The sequence below is a fragment of the Meiothermus cerbereus DSM 11376 genome, from assembly GCF_000620065.1.
GTDB classification, from domain to species: Bacteria; Deinococcota; Deinococci; order Deinococcales; family Thermaceae; genus Meiothermus; species Meiothermus cerbereus.
In genome coordinates this window covers 41068-62824 of sequence record NZ_JHVI01000024.1, presented here as the reverse complement: position 1 = coordinate 62824, position 21757 = coordinate 41068, and the positions used below count along the sequence as shown (strand labels likewise).

The window sequence follows — 21757 nt, the reverse complement described above, 5'->3', positions numbered from 1 at the left end:
ATCGGTGCCCGCATGAAACGCTCGGGGATGCAGTGGAGTCGCCCTGGGGCTTCGCGCACAGCAGCCCACCGCGCCCAGCTATGTAGTTCCCATCCGCTGGTGGCCTTCGAGGCCCTGAGGTGGAGGGCTTTCCCTGTACGGAATTGCTGAGATGCACCCGTGACTAAACGCCCTATTGTAGTTGACTTGAAATATGTTGTAGTTTGAGTGGCAGTGTGCCTCGAGGCCTTGTAAGCACCATAAAACATATGCGTTAAAGCTTTAACTACGCTCAAGTTATCTACCGAACCCGATTACACAGTCCCGACACTTCTGGCGTCTTTCTAGCCCTTTATGCGACGCATTTTTCCGCTCAAGTGAGTTACATGAAGGCCTTTTTTTCCAGGCTTGCAAAGTTGATTCCCCAAGGTAAGTTTGGGGCGAAAATATTGTTGTTAGCCAATGCCAATATTCTCGCGCAAGGATTGGGCCTTGTTTTTATCCCACTATTAGCCCGATTATACGACCCTGCAGACTTTGGAGTATTGGCTGCTTACACGGCGCTGATTTCAATACTGGCCGTTGGTGTTGCTGGACGTTATGACATTGCTATACCCCTGGCTTCAAAAGAACAAGAGGCCATAAATTTAGCAGGACTCTCTTTGGCAATAGTTATTGGGTTTAGCCTGCTCAGTGGGGTTTTAATATTGATTTGGGGTCATTTATTTGCTTCTGTACTAAACCTTCCCCAGTTGGCACATTACCTGTGGTTGCTACCACTGGGCTTATTGTTGAGTGGTGTTCAACAAATCTTCACCTCTTGGTCGGCATACCGGCATAATTTCCAGGCGCTTGCCCGAGTCCGAGTTGCTCAGGTTTTAGGGCAGGGAGTTCTTCAAGTCATACTGAACTCATTTGGAGCGGTTGGCTTGTTATTGGGCTTTGTCTTGAGCAGGTTGGCTGGGTCCGTTGCGCTTTTTAGAGATATCATCAGTCGTTTCAGCCAAATTAGCCCGAGCTCCTGGGGGAGATTGGCTTATAACCACCGAGTATTTCCCGTGTTTAACATGTGGGCGGCTCTGATAGACTCGATTGGCCTGCAAATGGTTCCCTTACTTTTTGCGAAGCTATTTTCGGCAGATGTAACTGGCTTCTATGGTTTAGCCATGCGGGTGGTAGGACTGCCTGGGTTCTTGGTTGGCCAAGCGGTAGGACAGGTGTTCTACCCTGAAGCCTCCCGTCAGAGAGGTAAGCCTGAAGCTGTGGCAAAGCTTGTTGCCTCGTCTGCTACTGCCCTACTCAAATTGGGTGGGCCGATATTTGGACTACTCTTTTTGTGCGGACCTATGCTGTTCAGTTTTGTTTTTGGGGCACAGTGGCGAGAAGCTGGTGAGTATGCAAGATACTTGTCTTTATGGTTGTTGTTAAACTTTATTTCTTCGCCGCTTAGCTCATTTGTGCTTGTTGCAGATAAGCAGCGTGCGGCGTTATTTTTTACCATTTATGAGATAATGCTACGACTGTTGGCTGTGTGGGGTGGAGCTGCAATGGAAGATCCGAAACTTAGCGTCATCTTATACGCGCTCGCTGGCGTTGTAATATCGGCAGTTTACATAGGATGGGTTTTTCGACTAGCAAAAGTAAATTCTTGGCACTGGCTAAAAACGAATGCCAGCTACATTGGATCGCTTTTGCTACTAATGGCAGCGCTGCTTGGATTTAGTTTTCTGGTGAGTGAAGTGGCCTTTGTAGCCATAGCTTTTCTTGGAATGGGATTGCTAATGGTTATAAGCTGGCCCAGTCTACGGAGAAACCTCGATGTCTGACCTGCATATTCTTTTCTTGCCTTCGTGGTATTCCTATAGTAGATTTCCCATGCAAGGCATATTTTTTAAAGAGCAGGCGCTGGCACTACAGCGAGCAGGTCTCAAAGTGGGTTTCATTTATCCAGAAATATGGGGTGTTCGCACCTTGTTGACCAGTACTGGTATTGACGATCCACCCAGGTTTCAAACGAGCATTTCTGAGTACGACGGTTTAGTTGAGGTTCGATTAAAAGGAATGGCCCTTGGCCCTACTTGGCCCTGGGTGACAACCTGGTCTGCACGCAGACTGCTTGAGGAGTATAGCAGACGCTTTGGGCGTCCCGATCTTATACACGCTCATGTTGCTGTGTGGGCTGGGGTGGCCGCTTCGTACTTACCACTGCCGTACGTTCTAACAGAGCACTGGACGGGATACAGAGAAGGTCTGCTTGGCTTATGGCAGAAGCCCCTGGTAAGGCGAGCTTTTCGTAAAGCGCAGGCCAGGCTCGCCGTAAGTTCTGCGCTGGCTCGAGATATTGAGCCTTATACTAACGGTTTACCGGTGGAGATAGTACCTAATGTGGTTGATACAGAATTTTTTGTTCCGCCTCCAAGTCGCCCAAACCCACCACCTTTTCGACTATTTACGGCTGCTATTTTGAATCAGAGAAAGGGTATAGATTTGCTTCTTCGCGCCCTTGCCCATCTGATCCGTAATGGGCAAGATGTGGTACTGGATATTGGCGGAGAGGGGCCAGAGAGAGAGGCCCTTGTGCTGTTGGCCCGCGACCTCGGTATTGCAGACAGGGTAAATTTTTTGGGATTGCTTTCGCGCGAAGGTGTTCGTAAAGCTATGCAAGAAGCGCATTTGTTTGTACTACCAAGCAGCTATGAAACGTTTGGGGTTGCTTACATTGAAGCTATGGCGTGTGGCTTGCCCGTTATCGCCACTCGCTGCGGTGGGCCAGAGGGCTTTGTAACTCCGGATGTTGGATATCTGGTGCCTCAAAGTGATGAGAACGCTTTGGCAACAACTATACATGATGTCTTTGTCAATTACCATCGATTTGATGGAAACGAAATTCGTTGCTACGTTGTGCGCCGATTTGGCTCTGATGCTGTAGCAAAAAAGTTGATTACAATCTACGAACGTGTTGTTAGTAGACGTGCTATGGGGTGCTAGGTATGTGCGGAATTGCAGGCGTGGTTTTTGAAAAGCCAACTGAACAGTTGAGGCAGTTATTTGGGCTGGCAAAAGGGCTTGCTCACCGCGGGCCAGATGACCTTGGCTTTCTTATATGGGACGGAAAAGAAGCTAAGAGGGGACGACAGCTTTCTGAGCAGCCCTTTCGTGTTGGCCTAGTTCATCGGCGACTGTCTATTCTGGATCTTTCGGAGGGCGGCTGGCAGCCGATGGGAACCCCAGACGGGCGGTATTTTGTAGTTTTTAATGGGGAAATTTACAATTTTGTGGAACTTAGAGCTGAACTTGAAGGTATTGGTCAAACATTTTGCACCCGTTCGGATACCGAAGTTCTGTTGGGCGCCTGGAAAGCATGGGGCCCTTCTTCTGTTAGGCGCTTTGTTGGTATGTTTGCTTTTGCCCTTTTGGACACGGAGGAAAATAGGCTTTATCTGGTACGGGATCCGTTCGGAATTAAGCCCCTCTATTATGCGCCCTTTTCGGGGGGCTTGGTATTCGCTTCAGAAACACCCCCTCTTTTGGAATTTCCCCGAGTGAGCCGGAAGATTCATCCTGATAGGTTGTACAAGTACTTGCGGTTTGGACTTACGGATTTTGGAGGCGACACCCTTCTCAAAGGAATAAAGCAGCTGCCGCCAGGCCATTACCTAAGAGTAGATCTGGATGGCTCCAATAGTGCAGAGCTTGTTCGCTATTGGGAATGGAATCTGAGAGAATCTCTTTCTATCTCTTTTGGGGAGGCAGCACAACACCTTAGAATTTTGTTTCTAGATAGCGTACGTCTCCACATGAGGAGTGATGTTCCCATAGGCGCTGCTCTATCCGGGGGAATCGATTCTTCATCAATCGTGTCGGTCATGCGGCACCTGGAACCTGACCTCGAGCTTCACACTTTCAGCTTTGTGGCTGAGTCCGAGGAGGTTTCCGAAGAACGGTATGTAGATCTTGTAACCCAGACAGCAGGAGCACATATCCATAAGGTTCGGATAAGACCATCTGAGCTGGTGAATGACTTGGATTCCTTGATAAAAGCTCAAGGTGAGCCCTTTGGTAGCACGAGCATCTATGCTCAGCATAGGGTTTTTCAACTGGCTAGAGAAGTGGGCATCAAGGTTATGCTTGATGGCCAGGGAGCCGATGAGCTACTGGCTGGCTACATCAATTTCGATGCGGCTCGTGTGGTATCACTTATAAGTAGCGGACAGTTGAGCGAGGCGCTGGCGCTATTATATAGGTTGTCCAGACTACCAGGTCGAAAGGGTGTCTGGAAAAGGGTTTTGGCACGACTATTGCCGCCAGCTCTCCAACCCATAGCGCGCAATCTTGCTGGAGAGAGCCTGGTTCCTAGGTGGCTGGAAGGAAGATGGTTTGTTGATAGAGGGGTAGATCCTCGATCCCCTTCTAAGCTCTCAGGATTGCGGCGGGAACGTTTGAGGTTGGAGCTCCTCGAGGCTCTCACCGAAACCTCGCTCCCGATGCTCCTAAGATATGAGGATCGAAACTCTATGGCCTACTCCATTGAGAGTCGAGTGCCGTTCCTGACCCCAAATCTTGCTGAGTTTATACTGGGCTTGCCCGAGGGATACATACTTTCGCCTAACGGAACAAGCAAGGCAGTTTTTAAGGAGGCTATGCGCGGCTTGGTACCTGACAAGATCTTGGATCGGAAGGATAAGATCGGGTTTGCTACCCCCGAGCTCGAGTGGTTCCGTAGCCTGGCGCCCTGGGTAGAAGCGCAGTTAAAGGGAGATGTACTGGGGTCTATTCCAGCCCTTCGTCCGGATGGCATTCTTCAGGAATGGCGAGAGGTGCTCGAGGGGCGGCGACCCTTTGATTTTCGGGTCTGGCGCTGGATCAATCTAATTGCGTGGACACGAACTTTTGGAGTACAGTACGGATAACCTGGGTTGCTCTTATCCAGTCTCAGCAAAGAACCTTTCGGAATTCAAAATATGGATAAAGTGATGCAGGAAGAGAAAATAAGACTAGCTGCTACGGATTTACGAGGAGCGGAAAAGTAATGCATAAACCGCGTGTTGTCCTAATTACTGGGCATTATTGGAATTCTAAGAGGAAAGCAGGTTTTCATTGGCTGGCAGATGCGTTTCATAATTTGGATTGGGAAGTTCTTTTCTTTACGGCTTCTTTAAGCTGGCTTTCCTACTTACGGCGCGATCACCGTTTGAGGTATTTCGAATTTTGGGGTGAGAGAAATGTGCTTTGTAAGGTAAAGCCAGGCTTTTTCAGCTATGTGTGGTTTACTCCGTTTCATCCTGCAAATTTGCGTTTTGCGCTTTTAAATAGGCTGAGCAAACGACTGTTTGCATCCTATGGTGAACTCCCTCTGGGTGAGGTAGAAGAATGGATTACCAGTGCAGATATATTTGTATTTGAGAGTACACCTGGTCTTATGCTTTTTCATAAATTCAAAAGTCTTAATCCACAAGCTAAGTTTATTTACCGTGCTTCGGACGACCTCAGGCTCTTAAAAAACCACCCTGTAGTTGTAGAGTTAGAGAATGCCATCTTGTCAGAGTTTGATGTGGTCAGTGTACCTAGTCAGTATATGTACGAAAATTTTAAAGACAGAGCTCAAAATCTTTATTTGCATTACCATGGGATACAAAAAGAATTATTTGATCGGTCGTATTTAAGTCCTTTTGATAAGGCGAAGAGTCCAAATTTTGTTTTTGTTGGGATATCGCGCCTTGATTATGATTTCCTACAACGTGCGGCCCATCTTCTACTGGAAGCGCAATTTCATATCGTTGGCCCTTTTGAGCCCAAAATAAGGAATTCAAACATTCATTTTTACGGAGAGCAGCCCTTTATTAACACTATTCCATTTATTAAGTGTGCTGATGTGGGGTTGGCAACTTGGGAATATAGTCCCGGAGCAGAGTCTTTCAGCGACACTCTAAAGATCATCCAGTACTCATATGTACGACTGCCCATAATTGCACCGGATTTCCTTTGCTCCTCGAGGCCCAACGTAATTTCATACCGTCCTGGCGATGATGCCAGTATCGCTGAGGCTTTAAGGAAGGCTTTAGAGATGGATCGCTCAACTATACCTACCTCTGACATTTATTCATGGGAGGAACTCGTACAGGCCTTGTTAGAGGGTTAGAATGGTCAAGCGCTTTTTAACGCACCCCGGAGTAATTGTGGCTGTTCTCTTTTTAGGGCAGTTTGCTTTTTGGTTCTTCTTCATGCCCGAGCAGCCCACTATTAAAAGTGCTTCCCCTAGATATGACAGTTCTTCAGCATTGCTACAATGGGCCGTTTTCTTTATCATTTTCGAGGCAAGCATTATTTTGGGTACCCTAATTCCTGTCTCTCAAAAGTATCGAGTTGCTTTGCAGGAAGGGCATATCCGATTTTGGTGGCGATGGGCTTTGATAATTATGAGTTTTGCGTTACTGGGCGAGTTGGTTTATATTCGAACATTTCTTCAAAATCCTGAACTATTTAGCGAATTATTAACACGGGGAAATTTGGCTGCTCTTGGTGAGTTGGCCAGGTCAGAGCGAAGAGTCGGAATTAGTTCTTTAAATAACTTATTTCTTCTTTCAACGGCTATTCTCGCTGTTTTGAGTTTTCATCCACATGTTCCAAAGCCATGGGTTTCCCGCGCGAGGTGGTGGCTTGCTGGGCTGGGCTTGGCAGTTGTGTTACATGCTTTTTTCCTTGCTGCTCGGATGTTTTTTGTTTACTATCTGCTGGTGATTCTAGCTGCTTATTTCATCTTGCAAAAGGTGTCTACACGTCTGATCTTTTACGCATTAATAACTCTAGCTGCGCTGATATGGATCGGAGAACTTTTCCGCTCAGGCGCAGCTTTTGCAAAATCTAACCAGCTCCCCCTCATTTCTCCTGAAGTTCAGGTTTATACCTGGGAACGCCTTGCTCAAGGCTATTTTGCTGCCGATTTCAATAATACTTTGATCATGATGAGCTGTAATCCCTCCATGCAGTTGTGGTCCACAACTATGCTTGCTGGGCCTTTGGGTATACAAGCATATTACGATCAATGTCCAGGTTGGCAGGGTGTTGACGGTACTGTAAACGTTCTAGCGCTGTGGTGGTACGATTGGGGTTGGACATCTATAGTTGTTGCCATTGTTACCGGTTTTGTTTTAGGCGCACTATACAAGTTGCGACTGGCTGTGTACCATCTTCGCCCAGAAGGTTTTTATTTTCTCTTGGCTTTTCCGGGTCTATTCTCGATTCTCCGCATCAATTTCTTTTTCCTAACCATCTGGGTTCTTCCTTTTTTATTCCTTGCTTTGGTACATCTGACCTATCTCATAAGAATATCCCTTAAAGGAACTAAGCAATGAGCGCCGATCTAACTGTCAACGCACGTTTTATGACACAACCTTTAACTGGAGTTCAGCGTTATGCTCTGGAAATTTTGCGTCGCTTACCAAAGGTCACATTAGCAAGCCCATCAAAGCCGATTGATGGGTACGGCCTTCTGACTGAACAACACCAACTAGTGACTAAGACACTACTGTGGGGGAGATATGGATTAGGTGGTCATCTTTGGGAACAAGTGGTACTACCTCGGCTGATTTCCAAGGATGGTTGGCTCTGGTCTCCTGGAGGATCGGGACCTTTGTTAGTGAGCCGTCAAATTATCACAGTTCATGATGTCGCGCATTTAGAGCACCCCGAGTGGTATAGCTGGAAGTTCTCAACTTTTTACCGATGGCTTTTGCCACGCTTGGTTAAGCGTGTGGCACTCATTCTGACTGTATCGGAATTTAGTAAGGCCCGAATTCTTGATTTGTTTGGGCTGCCAAGCGAAAAGGTGATTGTTGCGCCTTTGGGTGTAGATCTCCGCTTTGCTCCTTCTTCTGAAGAAAGAGTAAAAAGTTTATCCTCTCGCTATGGCATTGACTCACCCTACCTTATTAGTGTTGCATCTGTATCTGAGCGAAAGAACCTGAGAAGAGTTATTGAAGCCTGGCATCGAGTAGGAATACCGGGAGTGCGACTGGTAATTGTTGGCGCAAAGGGCCTCCCATTTGCTGGCAAAAGCGATTTGCCAGCGGATCCGTCTGTTATGTACCTTGGATATGTTGCGGATGAGGACTTGCCCGTACTATATTCAGGTGCGTTGGGAGCAGTTTATGTATCTCTTTATGAAGGATTCGGTTTACCACTTCTCGAGGCAATGGCTTGTGGCGTGCCAGTATTAACTTCAAACGTAACGTCATTGCCCGAAGTGGCAGGTGGAGCAGCGCTATTGGTAGATCCCTATGATGTTGAGGCAATAACGCAAGGGATCCGGCGAATAGCTCAAGATGCTGATTTGCGGCAAGAATTGCATACTATGGGCCTCGAAAGAGCTAAGCAGTTCACCTGGCAAAGGACTGCGGATTTAACTTGGCAAGCGTTACAAGATGTTATCAAGGAAGGTTAGGAGGTTGATTTTAAGAGGAACCTACTGTATGAGAAAACCTAGGCTTCCCGGGGTTGATATTGTTTGTTCTGACAAAACTAATATCTAGTAAGCAGGGCTTGAATACAGCCGTTAAGCGCTCCAAAGTAGAAGCAGAAATAGATAACTCTATGAAAGTTTTACAAATTCTCGAGGCCACTGGCGGAGGCACAGCGCGCCACGTAGTAGATCTTTGCCATGGATTAGTGCTTCGCGGGGTGGAAGTATATTTGGCATACTCTCCACTAAGGATGGACAATATCTTTGCTCTGGCATTACCTGAACTCGAGAAAGCAGGTGTGCGTTGCTTGGAAGTCCCCATGCGTCGTGCGCCGCATCCGAGTGATTTGCGGGCACTATTCATCCTGAATAAATACGTGCGAGCTTTTGGTCATTTTGACATAATCCACGGACAAAGCGCTAAAGGCGGTGCTTTAGCTCGGTTGCTTAGGATGCTAACACAAGGTAAAATCGTTTATAGTCCTCACGGTTTTGTTTCTTTCTATCCCACTAATAGCGGTTTGTTGGGACGATTCTATGCATTTATGGAGTCTGTGTTAGCTCCTCTAACAGATGCAATTGTGGTTGTATCTAAGTGGCAAATTAACGAAGCAGCTATCTTGCACTATACTCACAACCAAATTCGGCTCATTCCAAATGGTTTAGATCTCCATAATGATAACGTTTGCTCGCGCCTAGAGGTTCGCAAAAACCTGCACATCGGATTGGAGCAAGTGACAATCGGTTTTGTGGGCCGCTTGGCGATTCCAAAGTCCCCTTTTATGTTACTGGAAGCATTTGCACAGGTGGCTCATAATCACCCACAGGCTTGCCTGGTTATTGTTGGCGATGGGCCGCTTCGCACTGAACTCGAGGCTAGGGTCAATGCGCTGGGCCTTGCAGACAGAGTTTTTTTACCGGGTTTTATTGATGGACGCTGGGCCATGCGTGGCTTTGATATTTTTGCACTACCCAGCGAATATGAGGGGTTTCCCTACGTGCTATTGGAAGCGATGGCTGAAGGTTTGCCTATAGTTGCAACTTGTGTTGGGGGAGCTGATCAGGCTATTGTCGATGGCGAAAATGGCTTTGTGGTTCCTGTTGGAGATGTTATGGCTTTTGCTGGAGCGCTGGATCGTTTGCTCTCTGATGAAGCTTTGCGTCTTAGCATGGGGGCACAAAGTCGGTTGCGTGTAAAAGAATTTAGTGTAGAAAAAATGGTAGACGCTACGCTGGCCCTGTACCGCGAGCTGGCTGGGAGGTAGCTTTGCAATCGATTGGGCACACTTCGATAAGCACACCAAGCAAACACCCAACACCATCCCTTCGGCGATTTCTCCTTTTGTTCACAGCAGATTTTCTTACTGTAGTCCTTACTCTGGTATTTTCCATATGGCTGCGTTTTTTGTGGGATCGTTCCTTGCTCTGGGAAATATATCTCGAGCTTTGGCCCATGCTTTTTCTCTTCCCTCTGGCCTACGCCTTGGCCGGGCTTTATGGTGTGGGCATTGCACCGCCCGAGGAGCTACGGCGCCTCTCCTATGCCACCAGCCTGGTTTTTGTAGTGCTGGGGGCCGCCACCTTCATGTACAAAGCGGGGGCCGACTACTCGCGGGGGGCTTTTGTGTTTGCCTGGGGGTTGGCGCTGGCGCTTGTTCCGCTGGGCCGGGCTTTGGTGCGCGAGCTTTTTGCCCGCAAACCCTGGTGGGGGGTGCCGGTGCTGATATTTGGCGCAGGCCAGACCGGCGAAGCGGTGGTGCGGGCCTTGTGTAAGCAGCCTGGCCTGGGCTTCAAACCCATTGCTCTGCTGGACGACGACCCCGCTAAGCAGGGCCAGCGGGTGGAAGGTTTGCCAGTGGCCGGTGGGCTCGAGCGTGCAGCAGAGTTTGCCCGCATGGGTGTGCAGTACGCCATCGTAGCAATGCCGGGTGTAGAGCGAGGCCGTCTGCTAAAGCTTTTGGAGCAGCACGGGGCGAACTTCCCGCACCTGATCCTGATCCCCGACCTGTTTGGGCTGGCGAGCCTGTGGGTATCCTCGCGCGACCTGGGGGGTGTGCTGGGCCTCGAGGTGCGGCAAAGGCTGCTTCTCCCTGGGCCGCGCATCATCAAGCGCATCATCGACGTGGGCCTTATCATTTTGTTTGCCCTGCCAATTGCCTTGCTGGGGGTGCTGCTGAGCCTGCTCATCCGCCTGGATTCTCCTGGTTCCGCTTTTTATGGACACCCCAGGATAGGTTTGGCGGCACAACGCTTCAGGGCCTGGAAGTTCCGCTCCATGGTCCAGGATGCCGACCGTCTTTTACATGAATACTTGCAACAACATCCCGAGCTTCGTGAAGAATGGGAGCGAGACCAAAAGCTGCGAAATGACCCTCGGATAACACGAGTCGGGCGTTTTTTGCGCAAAACAAGCTTGGACGAATTCCCGCAGCTGTGGAATGTTTTGCTGGGTGAGATGAGCCTTGTGGGTCCGCGGCCCATCGTAGAAGATGAGGTAAAGCGCTATGGCTCACTTTTTGCCCTGTATACAAAGGTGCGCCCTGGTCTAACCGGTCTTTGGCAGGTGTCTGGACGCAACGACACCACTTACGCCGAACGCGTCGCTATGGATGCCTACTACGTACGCAACTGGTCACCCTGGCTCGACCTGTACATCCTGGCCCGCACGGTCTGGGTGGTGCTTTTTGGCAAGGGGGCCTATTGAGCCGCTGGGCGCAGCTTGGGTTGTTTTTTGCATTGCCCCTGCAAGCGGCCTGGTTTGCGGGCTTGGCTGCTTTGTGGGGCATTTGGTACCTGTTGCGGGAACGCAAGCCCTACCTGGGGGTGGTATTTGTAATAATGGCTGTTTTTGGAACTTTGGGGCAGTTGCTATCTTCCCAAGCATTTGTTCCAACGCTGGTGCCTCCTCCGTATGTCCAGGTGGCTACCGATGGCGCGCCTAACCCCATTAGTCCTTTGCTTCACGAGCTCTCGGGTTGGAATCCTGAAGACAATAACCACAGAGAGGCCAGGCTCGTGGATCAGGGCTTTTGGCGCGTTCCGCGCTACAGTACCCGATCTGGCATCGAATACAGGGAGTTTCTTACTGGAAGGTGGTATCCGGTTGAAGCAGGCAGAACGTATACCCAGAGCTTTTACTTGCGGCACGATGGTACGGAGGCCAGGCTTGCCATCACTTTTTTTACCCACAGGGGTCACCATGCCGTGCCTGTGCATATGCAGGAGGTGGCTCCAAAAGTCTGGCGGGCTTGGGCGACGTATACAGTGCAGGAAGGGGACATGGAGCTGCGCGCGGTTGATTTTATAAACAATGGTGGTGATTACAGCTACCTGGACATTGGTTGGCCTCAGCTCGAGCAGGGTTCTACCCCCACCGCCTATCGAATGGGCCCAACTGGCCTTATGCCGCTAAGCTGGCGGGTTTGGTGGTGGGTAGGTGCTGTGTTGATGGGTTTTCTGGTTTTGCAAGCGGGGGTCTGGTTTTTTCGGCAGCTATCTCCCCAAACGGTCGCGCAGGCTGTACTGCTGGGTATGCTGGCCCTTCTTGGTTATGCGGGTTGGCAATGGTTCGAGGTGGGGCCAGGTGGCCGTGTTGTGGGCCTCACCCCCCAACCCAATATTCTCGGGCATGGTGCGGTGATGCTTGCGGGTCTGGTTTGGGTTCTGGGTGGGCGGCGCCTGGGTGGGCTGGCCCTGGTGGTGGCGGGGCTTTTGCTCTGGGTGTCTGGCAGCCGAACGGCGTTTTGGGCCTTCTTGCTGCTGGGTACGGCCTGGGGTTGGAGTCTGGGGCGCTACCGCTTTGTTGCCTTGGGGCTGGCTGGACTATTGGGCGCTATAGCGCTCTGGCAACCCGAGCTGCTGGGTCGCTTTGCCCAGGCCCTGACCCTGGATCACAATGCCCAGGCTCGACTGCAGTTTTGGTGGATTGCATGGCAGGCCATGTGGGAAAACCCTTTGGGGGGGATTGGGTTTGGAAACTTTGCGCTGTATTTCGATCTAAACCCTCCACCACAGACCATTGAATACACGCCCGGCCATGCGCACAACCTGGTGCTGCAGCTGCTGGCGGAAGGTGGCGGGCTGGCCTTGTTTGGGTTTTTGCTTTGGCTGGCAATCGTTTTGCGGGTGTTGTGGAGGGCTAAAGCGGCATCGGTGATGACCCTTGCGCTGCTGGCTTTAGTGCTCAACTCCCTGGACTTCACCTTTTTTTCTGCCTGGGTATACTATCCCCTGCTGCTTGCTTTTGCCTGGGTAGTCGCTCAAGAAAAACCCCCAACGACAATCTGATAGAATGCGCCGATGATGCCGCACGAAAGCCATACAAGCGACGAGATTTCCCTGCGCGACCTGTACCTGGTCCTCAAGCGCCGGAGCCGATTGATCGTCGGTTTGGCCCTGGGGCTGGCCTTGCTTACCTTGGCCTTTAGCCTGCTCTGGCCCAAAACCTACACCAGCCAGGTGGTGGTGAGCCTATCCATCTCCAACCAGTCCAGCCAGGGCCTGCTAAACAACCTTCCCTCGCTGTCGGGCCTGGCCCAGGGGTTTGTAGACTTGCTTGGAACCCGGCTGCTGGCCAATCAGCTGGGCGAAGACAACCCCACCCGCTTTTACAAAGCCCGCTTCGATGAGAAGCGGGGATTGCTGTTTCTAACAGCCCAGGGCAGCACCGCGGCTGAGGCTGAGGCCCGGGCCGGGCGGATTCTGGAGGTAGCGCGGAAGTACCTCGAGCGCAACCTGCTCGAGGGGGCCCAGTCCAACCTGCGGGCGGCCCTGACCCAGGCCCGCTTCGACTTGCAAGCCGCCCAGGATGGCCTGAAGGGCATCCAGGCCCAGCTTCGCACGGCCCCAGACCCGGTTGCCTCCAACCCAACCGTGGCGGCAGCCCTCGAGGCCCGGGGCACCGACCCCCAGATCGCACGCGCTACCAACCCCGCCTACACCAGCCTGAGCCTCGACGAGTCGCGCCTGCGTTCGCAAATTGCCCAGCTCGAGGCCCGCATCGGCACCCTGACCGATTTTTTGAAACAGCCTGAGGCAATAGGTCAGCTGGTAAACCAGTCTTTGCTGGTGCAGGTGCTGGTTCCCCCGGCTGAACCGCTTCGTCCCAGCTTCCCCAGGCCACTCTTGTTTACCGTGGTGGCTGGGGTTCTGGGCCTTGTGTTGGGTGTGCTGTGGGCGTTTGTGCACGAGGCCATTGGGCCCCGTGAACCCCAGGCGAAATAGGCTGCTACCGCCACAGCTTATTGCACAGGAGGCAGTGGCAATGTTGGCGAGCGGTTCGAGGGCGCTTTAGGGCAGGGTGGCTGTAGCGAAAAATAGCCTGCGGTTTGCGGGCCAGAACAACCAGACCAGCCCCAGCAGGGGCTGGATCAGGGGTAGAAAGCCATAGTCAATGCCTAAGTCGTGCCAGACGGTGCGCCCGATGACCTCGGGCATGACCAGGCTCAGGCTGCCTACCAGCAGAACCCCCACCATCTCGAAGCTAAGGGCCCCTACCGAAACCCACCAGGCCCAGGGCTTGCGAATTACAAATGCTACCGTTGCCACCAGGTATATGACGGCAGCCACAGCCGAGAGGGTAGGGGGGAAGTAGTCGGTTACGCCAGGCTTGAAGAAGAGCTGGTAGATCGAGCGCGCCCCAGCCGAAAGGGCCAGCAAAGGGTAGGAAACCGCAAGTATTTGCCCGATGGCTCGAACGGCAGTGGGTGTGAGCAAGCTACGCATCACCTCAAGTCTAATACCACACAATGCCGTGCCTGTGTAGCAGGTTGCTGCGAATGGCTCCTATTACCAATACTAAATAAATCCGACTGGAATACTTGACATTATGTATGACCTCCAATAGACTTTCCAGCGAGCCTAACGCGGCTTGAACAGTGACTACAGGAGGAACAACGTGAAGCGATACCCCATTCTGATGATTGCTCTGCTGGCCCTGCTGGGGCTGGCCCAGGCCCAGCAGCAAAGCCTTACCATCTACTCGGGCCGTGGGCAGGGGCTCGTTGAGCCATTGGTTAAACAGTTCGAAGCCGAGACCGGTATCAAGGTAAACGTGCGCTATGGGCGCGATGCCGAGATTCTGGCCGCGCTGCAGGAGGAGGGGCGGCGTAGCCCAGCCGATATCTTCTGGGCCAACACCGCGGGTGCCCTTGGAGTGGCCTCCGAACGAGGGCTCTTCCTTCGTCTGGGGGATTCTATTACCCGCATTCCCAGCTACTTTGTGCCGGCCAGCCGCCAATGGGTGCCCCTCACCATTCGCTTGCGGGTTCTGGCTTACAACCCTGGCCGGGTCAAGCCAGAAGACCTGCCTAAAAGCATTATGGATCTGCCCCGGCTGACCCAGTACAGGGGGCGCATTGGCTGGACGCCCACCTACAGCAGCTTTCAGGACATGATCGCAGCCATGGTGGCGCAGTATGGTGAGGCTCGTACCCGGCAGTGGCTGTCCGAGATGAAGGCCCTCGAGCCCAAGTCGTATGCCTCCAACCCCGCCATGATGGAGGCCATACGCGCCGGTGAGATCGACCTGGGCTCAACCAACCACTACTATATTCAGCGCTTTGTACGGACTGGTCAGCAAATTGGCACCTACTATTTTGCCGATGGCGATGTGGGTGGGTTGGCCCTGGTAACAGGCGCAGGCATCTTGAAGACCAACAAAAACCCAGCGGCGGCCAACCGCTTTTTGCTGTGGCTGCTCTCCCCTAAGGGGCAGCAGTTCTTTGCTAGCGAGGTTATCGAATACCCCGTAGTCAAAGGCGTTGTGCTCGGATCGAACCTGCTGCCCGTCAACCAAGCAGTAGCCAAAAGCCCCAAGGTCGACTTCGAGAAGCTTCCCCTCGATACCGCGCTCAAGTTGCTGCGCGAGGCGGGGTTGCTGTAAAGCTGCACCAAAGGTAGCAACAGCCAGTCGGTGGCAAAAGCATCGGCTGGCTGATTTTTCGGGTGCAAGAGCGGTACGGGGGATGCCGGGTACATTTATCCTTACGGTTTTTTGGCATAATATCTGGCAGCTATGAAGTCGCCCATCAATCCCTTACGGCCGCTGTGGCTTTCCCTTGGGTTTTTCTTTGCCGGACTGGGCTTCGTCGGCGCGGTGGTGCCCGGCATGCCCTCTACGGTATTTTTTATTCTGGCCGCCTACTTCTTCTCCAGAAGCAGCCAGCGTTTTCTTAATTGGATCCTCAACCTGCCCAAGGTGGGGCCCATCGTGCGAGACTACCGCAACGGCCTTGGCATGTCGCGCCGGGCCAAGATTTTTGCCCTGTGCACGCTGAGTTTTTTTGCCCTAACCAGTGCTATCTTCTTTATCCCAGTGTTCTGGGTTAAGGTGCTGGTGCTGCTGGTGGGGCTGGTGGGGTTTTGGTTTATTCACAGCCGAATTCCTACCAAGGAGCTTGTGCTCGCAAGCCGCCAGGCCGAGGCGCGGTAGGCTTTTTTCGGTTTCCGGACAACGCGTATCCGGCTTTTTGATAAGGAATATCGTTGGGATCGGGTTAAAACGGTGCTGGGGGTGCTAACCCCCAGCGCTTTTCTACTGCCTTGCTACTTGATGATGGCAAAAGGCCGCCCCGTAACCTTTACACGTGCAGTGGTGAGAACGAAACGCCCGCCGTTGCTGTTGGCTTCGACCCGAATGGCAATGCGGAAAGAGCCGGACTTGATGATGTTGAAGGCGGCGCTGTTCTCTGTGGCGCTTAAATTTACGGTGGTGGTAATGGGTTCGCTCTGTCCGGCAGCCACATTGAAGCTGATCCTGCCCAGGCCCACATCCCCACCGGAGTTGTCGCCAAGGTTGGTATCGCTTTCTGGGGCCAGCCTGATCTCGTAGTTTCCGCTCATGAGAATACTGCCGGTGTTGGTTACGGTGCCTTGAATGGTGATCTGGCCGCCCTCGAGGATATCCAGGCTCAGGGGCAGTGGAACCAGCTGGCCCTCGAGGCCAGGATATACCACCAGGTAGTAGCCGGTGGGAATGTTCAGGCTGCGCTGGCTTTGTGGGATAAAGCTAAGCACGTTAACGTTGATGGTGTAGCGGGTGCTGGCGCTACAGCCAGCCAGGAGTATAAGGAGCGTGATAAAGGCAAGTCTAGGCATACTTCACCTCAAAAGTTCAGTCCAAGGCTCACCGCAATGCCAAACACGGTGTTGCCCACGATCGGTGCGCGGTGGGTGGTGAGGGCGGCATCGAGGCTGAAGCCGGGCCCTACGAAGCCAGCGCCCAGCCCAAAACGAAGGCCGTTGTCGAAGCCCAGGCCAGCACGCAGACGGGCTGGCCCAAAGCTGTACTCGCCGCCAACCCGGCCATACAGGCTGGTCTCGTAGCCAAGGTCACCCCCGAGCAGCAAAGTGCCGACCTCGAGGGGTACCTGGGTGGCTGCGTTTAGGAAAAACGCCGGCACAAAGCCAAAGCTGCTCCGCTCGCCCTGCGAGGAGGTGGGGCTGCTGGAACCGTTCCAGCGCAACTCGGTACCGCTCCAGCGGGCAAAGCCCAGCGCGTTGCGGATGCCCAGCCCAACCGTGATGCCCTGGGCTTCCATCACCACCCCCAGATCGGCCCGCACCCCAAAGCCGTTGCCGCTGCCGGGAATGGTGTAAAACGCCGTGCCGCGGTAAACCGGTGGTTGGTCGGGGTCGAACTGCCCCTGGCTGTCGGTCTGGAGGCCTACGCTCAGGTTGCCCTCGAGGTAGGCCAGCCCATAAAAGGCTTCGCCCCGGCTGCCCACAAACAGCCTGGCTGAACCAAGGTCGGGGATGGGCAGATCAGGCAGCCGGGTGGCATAACCAAAGCCCACGCTGATGCCGGCCTGGGCGCTGGTGTTAAGCACCACGGCATACTCGGTGTTGGGTTGTAGCTGACCGCTTTGCAGGGCCTGGCGCAGGCTTTCGTTGGGTGAGAGACCCAGCCCAAAGCCCCCGGCAAATACACCAAGATCAAAGAAAAGGTTGTTGTCCAGCGTCAAAGGTATCCGCAGCAGTGGGGTGGGCGTGAGGGCTTTGCTGGTGGCTACGCCGGCCGTAGTCCCCAGCCCCAGATCAAGCGGTATGGGGTTGCCCTGGTAATCGGTGATCTGGATGCCGTTTGCGTCAACGTTAATTTGAATTTCGGGGTAGCCCGTACTGGGGTTGATGAAGGCCCTCGAGGAAGCAGGGTTGATCAGAAGCTCGTTCAGGTGGGTGAACTGGTCGTAGAAGGTAAGCAGGTCAAAGGGGCTGTTCTCATTGGTGAGGTTGGAAAGGCCATTCAAGGCCGGTAAGGGGTTGCTTTCGGGACGCAGCACCAGGCCCAGCAAACCCACCGGCAGCCTCAGGCCCCGCTCGCTGCCATACAGGCCTGCTGGGTAGGCGGCGTAGGCGGGGTTCAGGTTCGCGGCCTCGGGGCCGGGTAAAACCAGACCGGCCATCCCCAGGCTGCGCACACCTTGGGCCAAGGAAAATCCACACATCAAAACAAAAACCATGACGCCAGCTAAACGACTCATAGCAACACCTATTGTAGGGCCAGGCATCTGCAAACCTTGTTTATTCGCCACACCAGACAGGCCCGGTGGTCGGGCTGTTGTGTGGTGGTTTTATCGGTTTTGACCGGCGTTAAACGGAAAGCTTCGGGTGGGGATGATATGCGCTACCGCATCGCCGGCAAAAACTGCGATCAGGCAGGCCTGCCTGGGACAAGCTGATAAAAGCAGTGCGTAAGGGCAATGGCCAGGGCATCGGCTAGGTGCGTGGGTCTTGGAAGGGTTTTCAGGCCCAGGATGGCCCGAACCATGTAGGCCACCTGATCTTTGTCGGCCTGGCCGGTGCCTACCAGGGCCTGCTTGACCTTGGGGGGCCCATAGCCATAGACCGGAATGGCGAGCTGGTCGGCGACCAGAAAGACCGCCCCCATGGCCCAACCCACCTTGTAGGCCAGCTCGTTCTGCCGGTAGAAAAATTGCTCCTCTACTGCCATGGCCTGCGGTCGGTACGTGGCAGCGGCCTGGTAAACCGCGCGGTACAGCTTACCTACCCGCGCCGGGGCTGGTTCGCCGTGGGCGGTCTTGACCACTTCGGCATGGAGCAGCCGGGCCTGCTTGCCCACCTGTTCCACCACGCCCAGGCCCAGGTTGGTGATGCCGGGGTCGATGCCTAGGACAACCATCTTGCTCGCAGATTAGCGCTCACGGGTGCTGGGGGGCTGGGTTTGCAGGCTGGGTGGGGCGCGGTTCAGGGCCAAGGGGCTCTCCAGTACTAGTTGCCCCTTTTGGGGGGGTAGTCTCCGTCACCGTAGCGGATGAAGGCAGGAATATCGAAGTTACCCATGTCCACGTTGCTGGTGGGGAAGTCCATCAGGGGGCGGCCACCCGGTTTGGCAACTACGGCGCTTTCATTAAACCCCGCTGCAATCAGGATAACCCGCATCTCGTCCTGGGCCCGGTTGTCGTAGGTGAGGCCATACAGCACGTCCACGTCTTCCATACCGGTGGCCTCGCGAATCTGCTCCACCACACTGCTGGCTTCCAGTAGCGAGATGTCCTCGTCGCCCACCACGTTGATAAGCAGCTTGCGGGCGCCGTCTACCGAGCGGTCGAGCAGGGGGCTCTGGATGGCCGACAGGGCGGCTTCTTGCACCTTGTTCTCGCCCCGACCTGCGCCGATGCCCATCAAGACCTGGCCGGCCCCGGTAAGCAGGGTGCGCACGTCGGCGAAGTCGAGGTTGATCTGGCCGGGTAGGTTAATGACGTCGGTGATGCCTTTTACCCCGTGGTAGAGCACCCGGTCGGCAATCATGAAAGCGTCCTTGGCCGAGACCTTTTTGTCAAGGGCATTGAGCAAGCGGTCGTTGGAGATGACCACCATGGCGTCGACCTGTTCGCGCAGGCGCTTGATGCCCTCCTCGGCGGCCCGCAGGCGGCGGGGGCCCTCCCAGGAGAAGGGGCGGGTGACCACCCCGACCGTGAGGGCGCCCAGATTCTTGGCAATCTGCGCCACCACCGGCGCGCTACCGGTACCGGTTCCACCGCCCATACCGGCGGTGATGAAGACCATATCGGCGCCCTCGAGGTACTCACTTACCAGCTCTTCGGCTTCCTGGGCTGCTTTCTCGCCGATTTCGGGATTGGCCCCTGCGCCCAGGCCCCGTGTGAGCTTGTCGCCCAACTGGATGCGTACCTCGGCCAGGCTGGTGGCCAAAACCTGTGCGTCGGTGTTGGCCGCAATAAACTCAACGCCGGTAAGACCCGACTCGATCATGCGATTGACCGCATTGTTGCCTGCACCGCCAAGGCCGATAACTTTAATCTGTACGTCACCCATACGCTCTCCTGGTGTTGCTCTAGATTACTGCAGCAACAGCAATACTCCAAACGCCTAAAAGAAGTTCTTGAACATGCCTTTGAGCCGCTCCCAGAGGCCGCTAGCGGCGTTGGCCGCGCCTTCGGTGTTAATTAGGGGTTTGCTGGCCTGGCTGGCTTTGCTGCGGCTGGGTCGGTGGCTGCGGGCTACAGGCGACTGGGTAGCCAGGTTGGCCGCATGGCGAACCAGGCCCACCGCGGTGGCGTGGGTGGGGGAGGCCACCACATCGGTAAGGCCCTGCACGCCAATGGGCTTGCCCAGCCGCACCGGCAGGTTGAACTGCTTGCGGGCCAGCTCCTCCAGGCCGCGCACCATACTGGTGCCGCCGGTTACGATGACCTTGCCCACGGTTATTTCCAAAGGCCCCAGGGCCTCGTCTACGCTCTGGCGGGCCAGGTGCAGAATTTCGCGCAGGCGCGGACGGATGATGCGGGCCAGGTCGGGGGCCTGGTAGGAGATCTGGGCGGAACCTTCCTGGCTGACCTCGAGCACCAGCTCGGGGTCGGCCAGCTCGGGCAGGGCTGCGCCGTACTTTTTGGCCACCCGCTCGGCCTCCTCCACCGGAATTTGCAGTAGCTTGGCGATGTCCTGCGAGACGTGGTCGCCCCCCAGCGGGATAACCGCCGAGTGGGCCAGCCGACCCTGCCGGAAGACGGCCACATCGGTGGTGCCCCCACCGATATCCACCAGCATCACGGTCATGGACAGCTCATCGGGCGAGAGCACCGCCAGCCCCGAGGCATAGGCCTGAAGTACCATGCCCTGCAGCTCCAGACCGGCATCCTCGACGGCTTTGCGCAGGTTGGTCAGGGGGCCTTTGCTTCCGGCCACCAGGTGAACGTCTACCTCCAGGCGTACCCCGGCCATGCCGATGGGGTCGCGGATACCCTCCTGGCCGTCCACCCGGAACTCCAGCGGGAGGGCATGAATTAGCTCATAGTCGCCCTCGAAGGGGTAGGCTTTGGCCTGTTCGATGGCCCGTTCGACATCGGTAGCGGTAATCTGCTGGCCCCGCCGGATGGCGGCCAGGCCGTGGCTGGTTACGCTGCGGACGTGGGCCCCGGCCACACCCACCCAGACCTGCTCGGCCTTTACCCCGGCGACCCGTTCGGCCTGGAAAATGGCCTGGCGGATGGACTCAGTGGTACGCTCGAGGTTGGTAACCACCCCACGCCTTAGCCCCTGGGAAGGCACAGTGCCCTCCCCAATAATGTCCAGGACGCCATCCGAGGACAGTTCACCGATGACTGCGGTCACTTTTGTGGTTCCAACGTCTAAACCTACGAGAATCATCGGCGAGCACTCACCCCCCAAGAATACACATATATACGGTCGGCTGACCCAACGGCGGGGTGCGCAAGAACTCGGCTTGCGTCACTTTTGCCTATTCTGCGGGCTTTGGCCCAATCTTGCAACTCTTTGGCGCTTTTGCCCCAAACATTAAGGTTTTCGCTCAAGACCTGATAACCTCCCACATCGTAGCGGATGCGTTTTGCCTCAGGAAAAGCTTGCACCAGGAGCAGCAGATCGGCAATAGGAATTTCGCCCTTTCCCTCAAGCAGCGGGGTCTGGGGGGGTGCATCGGGCAACAGGACGCCATCCCCACTCAGCCCAAAGCGTTTTTGCCTGATGAGGATGTTGGCCAGGGAACTGCGCTCTTGCAGCACGATCCGAAGACGGCCCGGCGCGGGGCGCTCGAGCGTGGCCGAAACCACCCAGGGGTTTTTAAGCAAGGGCTCCAGCCGGGAAGGCCAGGCCCAAAGCCACGGCTGTCCCGGTTTGAGGCCGGTTATCTGCTGCACCTGGTCTTTAGAAAGCTGCTTGTGGCCCACCACCTCGACCTCCTCGATGGGCAGCACCACATACGAACCCACCCCCAGCGTGGCCAGCAGCAAGGACACCAGCATGATCCGAATCATGCCCACCCCCTTTCAGGACAGGGGGGCGCTTCCCCGCGGGCCCGCGTCGGGGGCATCTGGATTTGTG

At 54.5% G+C, this 21757-nt stretch carries 19 protein-coding genes; 12 read left to right on the top strand and 7 right to left on the bottom strand.

From position 1 onward, the window contains the following. The first annotated feature begins 365 nt into the window (after positions 1-365). The 10 genes from Q355_RS0110065 to Q355_RS0110005 all read left to right on the top strand — a co-directional run bounded on the left by Q355_RS0110065 (position 366) and on the right by Q355_RS0110005 (position 13660). Positions 366-1805: a lipopolysaccharide biosynthesis protein gene (locus Q355_RS0110065; protein ID WP_156941908.1), complete on the top strand. Its 1440-nt coding sequence runs from the start codon at positions 366-368 to the stop codon at positions 1803-1805. Next, the gene (locus Q355_RS16465; RefSeq protein ID WP_084496103.1) at positions 1798-2967 is read left to right on the top strand and encodes a glycosyltransferase; all 1170 of its coding nucleotides are present in this window, start codon (positions 1798-1800) and stop codon (positions 2965-2967) included. The genes Q355_RS0110065 and Q355_RS16465 overlap by 8 nt, the downstream gene beginning before the upstream one ends. Before the next feature lie 2 nt (positions 2968-2969). Continuing rightward, positions 2970-4889: an asparagine synthase (glutamine-hydrolyzing) gene (gene asnB / locus Q355_RS15735; protein ID WP_036259223.1), complete on the top strand. Its 1920-nt coding sequence runs from the start codon at positions 2970-2972 to the stop codon at positions 4887-4889. A 119-nt stretch (positions 4890-5008) separates the two neighbouring features. Continuing rightward, a complete protein-coding gene (locus Q355_RS15730; RefSeq protein WP_036259202.1) occupies positions 5009-6118 on the top strand; it encodes a GumK N-terminal domain-containing glycosyltransferase in 1110 nt (369 codons plus the stop codon). Between the two features lies 1 nt (position 6119). Beyond that, positions 6120-7331, top strand: a complete 1212-nt coding sequence (locus Q355_RS16715; RefSeq protein ID WP_156941907.1) for a hypothetical protein — start codon at positions 6120-6122, stop codon at positions 7329-7331. Then, on the top strand, positions 7328-8419 hold the full coding sequence (locus Q355_RS16460) for a glycosyltransferase family 4 protein (protein WP_084496102.1): 1092 nt from the start codon (positions 7328-7330) through the stop codon (positions 8417-8419). The genes Q355_RS16715 and Q355_RS16460 overlap by 4 nt, the downstream gene beginning before the upstream one ends. A gap of 98 nt (positions 8420-8517) precedes the next feature. Continuing rightward, a complete protein-coding gene (locus tag Q355_RS0110020) occupies positions 8518-9702 on the top strand; it encodes a glycosyltransferase family 4 protein (RefSeq protein ID WP_245597549.1) in 1185 nt (394 codons plus the stop codon). A 2-nt stretch (positions 9703-9704) separates the two neighbouring features. Then, complete coding sequence (gene wbaP, locus Q355_RS0110015) at positions 9705-11141, top strand: undecaprenyl-phosphate galactose phosphotransferase WbaP (RefSeq protein ID WP_425411858.1); 1437 nt, start codon at positions 9705-9707, stop codon at positions 11139-11141. A gap of 134 nt (positions 11142-11275) precedes the next feature. Further along, complete coding sequence (locus tag Q355_RS16900) at positions 11276-12724, top strand: O-antigen ligase family protein (RefSeq protein WP_425411859.1); 1449 nt, start codon at positions 11276-11278, stop codon at positions 12722-12724. 12 nt (positions 12725-12736) lie between these two features. Beyond that, a complete protein-coding gene (locus Q355_RS0110005) occupies positions 12737-13660 on the top strand; it encodes a Wzz/FepE/Etk N-terminal domain-containing protein (protein WP_027877677.1) in 924 nt (307 codons plus the stop codon). Positions 13661-13726: 66 nt separating this feature from the next. Here the strand turns inward: Q355_RS0110005 and Q355_RS0110000 are convergent, their stop codons facing one another. Continuing rightward, positions 13727-14161 (bottom strand): hypothetical protein, encoded by a 435-nt coding sequence (locus Q355_RS0110000; RefSeq protein ID WP_027877676.1) that lies wholly within the window; start codon positions 14159-14161, stop codon positions 13727-13729. 193 nt (positions 14162-14354) lie between these two features. On the opposite strand from Q355_RS0110000, the gene Q355_RS0109995 reads away from it, so the two are divergent. Beyond that, positions 14355-15320, top strand: coding sequence for an iron ABC transporter substrate-binding protein (locus tag Q355_RS0109995; RefSeq protein ID WP_036259200.1), 966 nt, complete (start codon positions 14355-14357; stop codon positions 15318-15320). 132 nt (positions 15321-15452) lie between these two features. Next, complete coding sequence (locus Q355_RS0109990; RefSeq protein ID WP_027877674.1) at positions 15453-15869, top strand: YbaN family protein; 417 nt, start codon at positions 15453-15455, stop codon at positions 15867-15869. A 113-nt stretch (positions 15870-15982) separates the two neighbouring features. Here Q355_RS0109990 and Q355_RS0109985 read toward each other — a convergent pair whose 3' ends face one another. From Q355_RS0109985 to Q355_RS0109960, 6 genes are all read right to left on the bottom strand, one after another. Continuing rightward, positions 15983-16534: a hypothetical protein gene (locus Q355_RS0109985; protein ID WP_027877673.1), complete on the bottom strand. Its 552-nt coding sequence runs from the start codon at positions 16532-16534 to the stop codon at positions 15983-15985. Positions 16535-16542: 8 nt separating this feature from the next. Further along, positions 16543-17919, bottom strand: coding sequence for a TetR family transcriptional regulator (locus Q355_RS0109980; protein WP_245597548.1), 1377 nt, complete (start codon positions 17917-17919; stop codon positions 16543-16545). Positions 17920-18089: 170 nt separating this feature from the next. Next, positions 18090-18578: a crossover junction endodeoxyribonuclease RuvC gene (gene ruvC / locus Q355_RS0109975; protein WP_027877671.1), complete on the bottom strand. Its 489-nt coding sequence runs from the start codon at positions 18576-18578 to the stop codon at positions 18090-18092. Between the two features lie 89 nt (positions 18579-18667). Beyond that, a complete protein-coding gene (ftsZ, locus tag Q355_RS0109970) occupies positions 18668-19732 on the bottom strand; it encodes a cell division protein FtsZ (RefSeq protein WP_027877670.1) in 1065 nt (354 codons plus the stop codon). A gap of 54 nt (positions 19733-19786) precedes the next feature. Continuing rightward, positions 19787-21064: a cell division protein FtsA gene (ftsA, locus tag Q355_RS0109965; RefSeq protein ID WP_027877669.1), complete on the bottom strand. Its 1278-nt coding sequence runs from the start codon at positions 21062-21064 to the stop codon at positions 19787-19789. Further along, positions 21061-21690: an FtsQ-type POTRA domain-containing protein gene (locus tag Q355_RS0109960; RefSeq protein ID WP_027877668.1), complete on the bottom strand. Its 630-nt coding sequence runs from the start codon at positions 21688-21690 to the stop codon at positions 21061-21063. The genes ftsA and Q355_RS0109960 overlap by 4 nt, the downstream gene beginning before the upstream one ends. Positions 21691-21757: the final 67 nt, after the last annotated feature.

Bases quoted from the DNA above. Each gene is read 5' to 3' on its own strand.
- Q355_RS0110005 (WP_027877677.1), top strand. From the start codon at position 12,737: ATGATGCCGCACGAAAGCCATACAAGCGACGAGATTTCCCTGCGCGAC.
- Q355_RS0109985 (WP_027877673.1), bottom strand. From the start codon at position 16,534: ATGCCTAGACTTGCCTTTATCACGCTCCTTATACTCCTGGCTGGCTGT.
- asnB (WP_036259223.1), top strand. From the start codon at position 2,970: ATGTGCGGAATTGCAGGCGTGGTTTTTGAAAAGCCAACTGAACAGTTG.
- ftsZ (WP_027877670.1), bottom strand. From the start codon at position 19,732: ATGGGTGACGTACAGATTAAAGTTATCGGCCTTGGCGGTGCAGGCAAC.
- Q355_RS0109995 (WP_036259200.1), top strand. From the start codon at position 14,355: ATGATTGCTCTGCTGGCCCTGCTGGGGCTGGCCCAGGCCCAGCAGCAA.
- Q355_RS0109980 (WP_245597548.1), bottom strand. From the start codon at position 17,919: ATGAGTCGTTTAGCTGGCGTCATGGTTTTTGTTTTGATGTGTGGATTT.
- Q355_RS0109960 (WP_027877668.1), bottom strand. From the start codon at position 21,690: ATGATTCGGATCATGCTGGTGTCCTTGCTGCTGGCCACGCTGGGGGTG.
- Q355_RS16900 (WP_425411859.1), top strand. From the start codon at position 11,276: ATGGCTGTTTTTGGAACTTTGGGGCAGTTGCTATCTTCCCAAGCATTT.
- Q355_RS0110065 (WP_156941908.1), top strand. From the start codon at position 366: ATGAAGGCCTTTTTTTCCAGGCTTGCAAAGTTGATTCCCCAAGGTAAG.
- ruvC (WP_027877671.1), bottom strand. From the start codon at position 18,578: ATGGTTGTCCTAGGCATCGACCCCGGCATCACCAACCTGGGCCTGGGC.
- Q355_RS16465 (WP_084496103.1), top strand. From the start codon at position 1,798: ATGTCTGACCTGCATATTCTTTTCTTGCCTTCGTGGTATTCCTATAGT.
- Q355_RS15730 (WP_036259202.1), top strand. From the start codon at position 5,009: ATGCATAAACCGCGTGTTGTCCTAATTACTGGGCATTATTGGAATTCT.
- ftsA (WP_027877669.1), bottom strand. From the start codon at position 21,064: ATGATTCTCGTAGGTTTAGACGTTGGAACCACAAAAGTGACCGCAGTC.
- Q355_RS16460 (WP_084496102.1), top strand. From the start codon at position 7,328: ATGAGCGCCGATCTAACTGTCAACGCACGTTTTATGACACAACCTTTA.
- Q355_RS16715 (WP_156941907.1), top strand. From the start codon at position 6,120: ATGGTCAAGCGCTTTTTAACGCACCCCGGAGTAATTGTGGCTGTTCTC.
- Q355_RS0110000 (WP_027877676.1), bottom strand. From the start codon at position 14,161: ATGCGTAGCTTGCTCACACCCACTGCCGTTCGAGCCATCGGGCAAATA.
- Q355_RS0109990 (WP_027877674.1), top strand. From the start codon at position 15,453: ATGAAGTCGCCCATCAATCCCTTACGGCCGCTGTGGCTTTCCCTTGGG.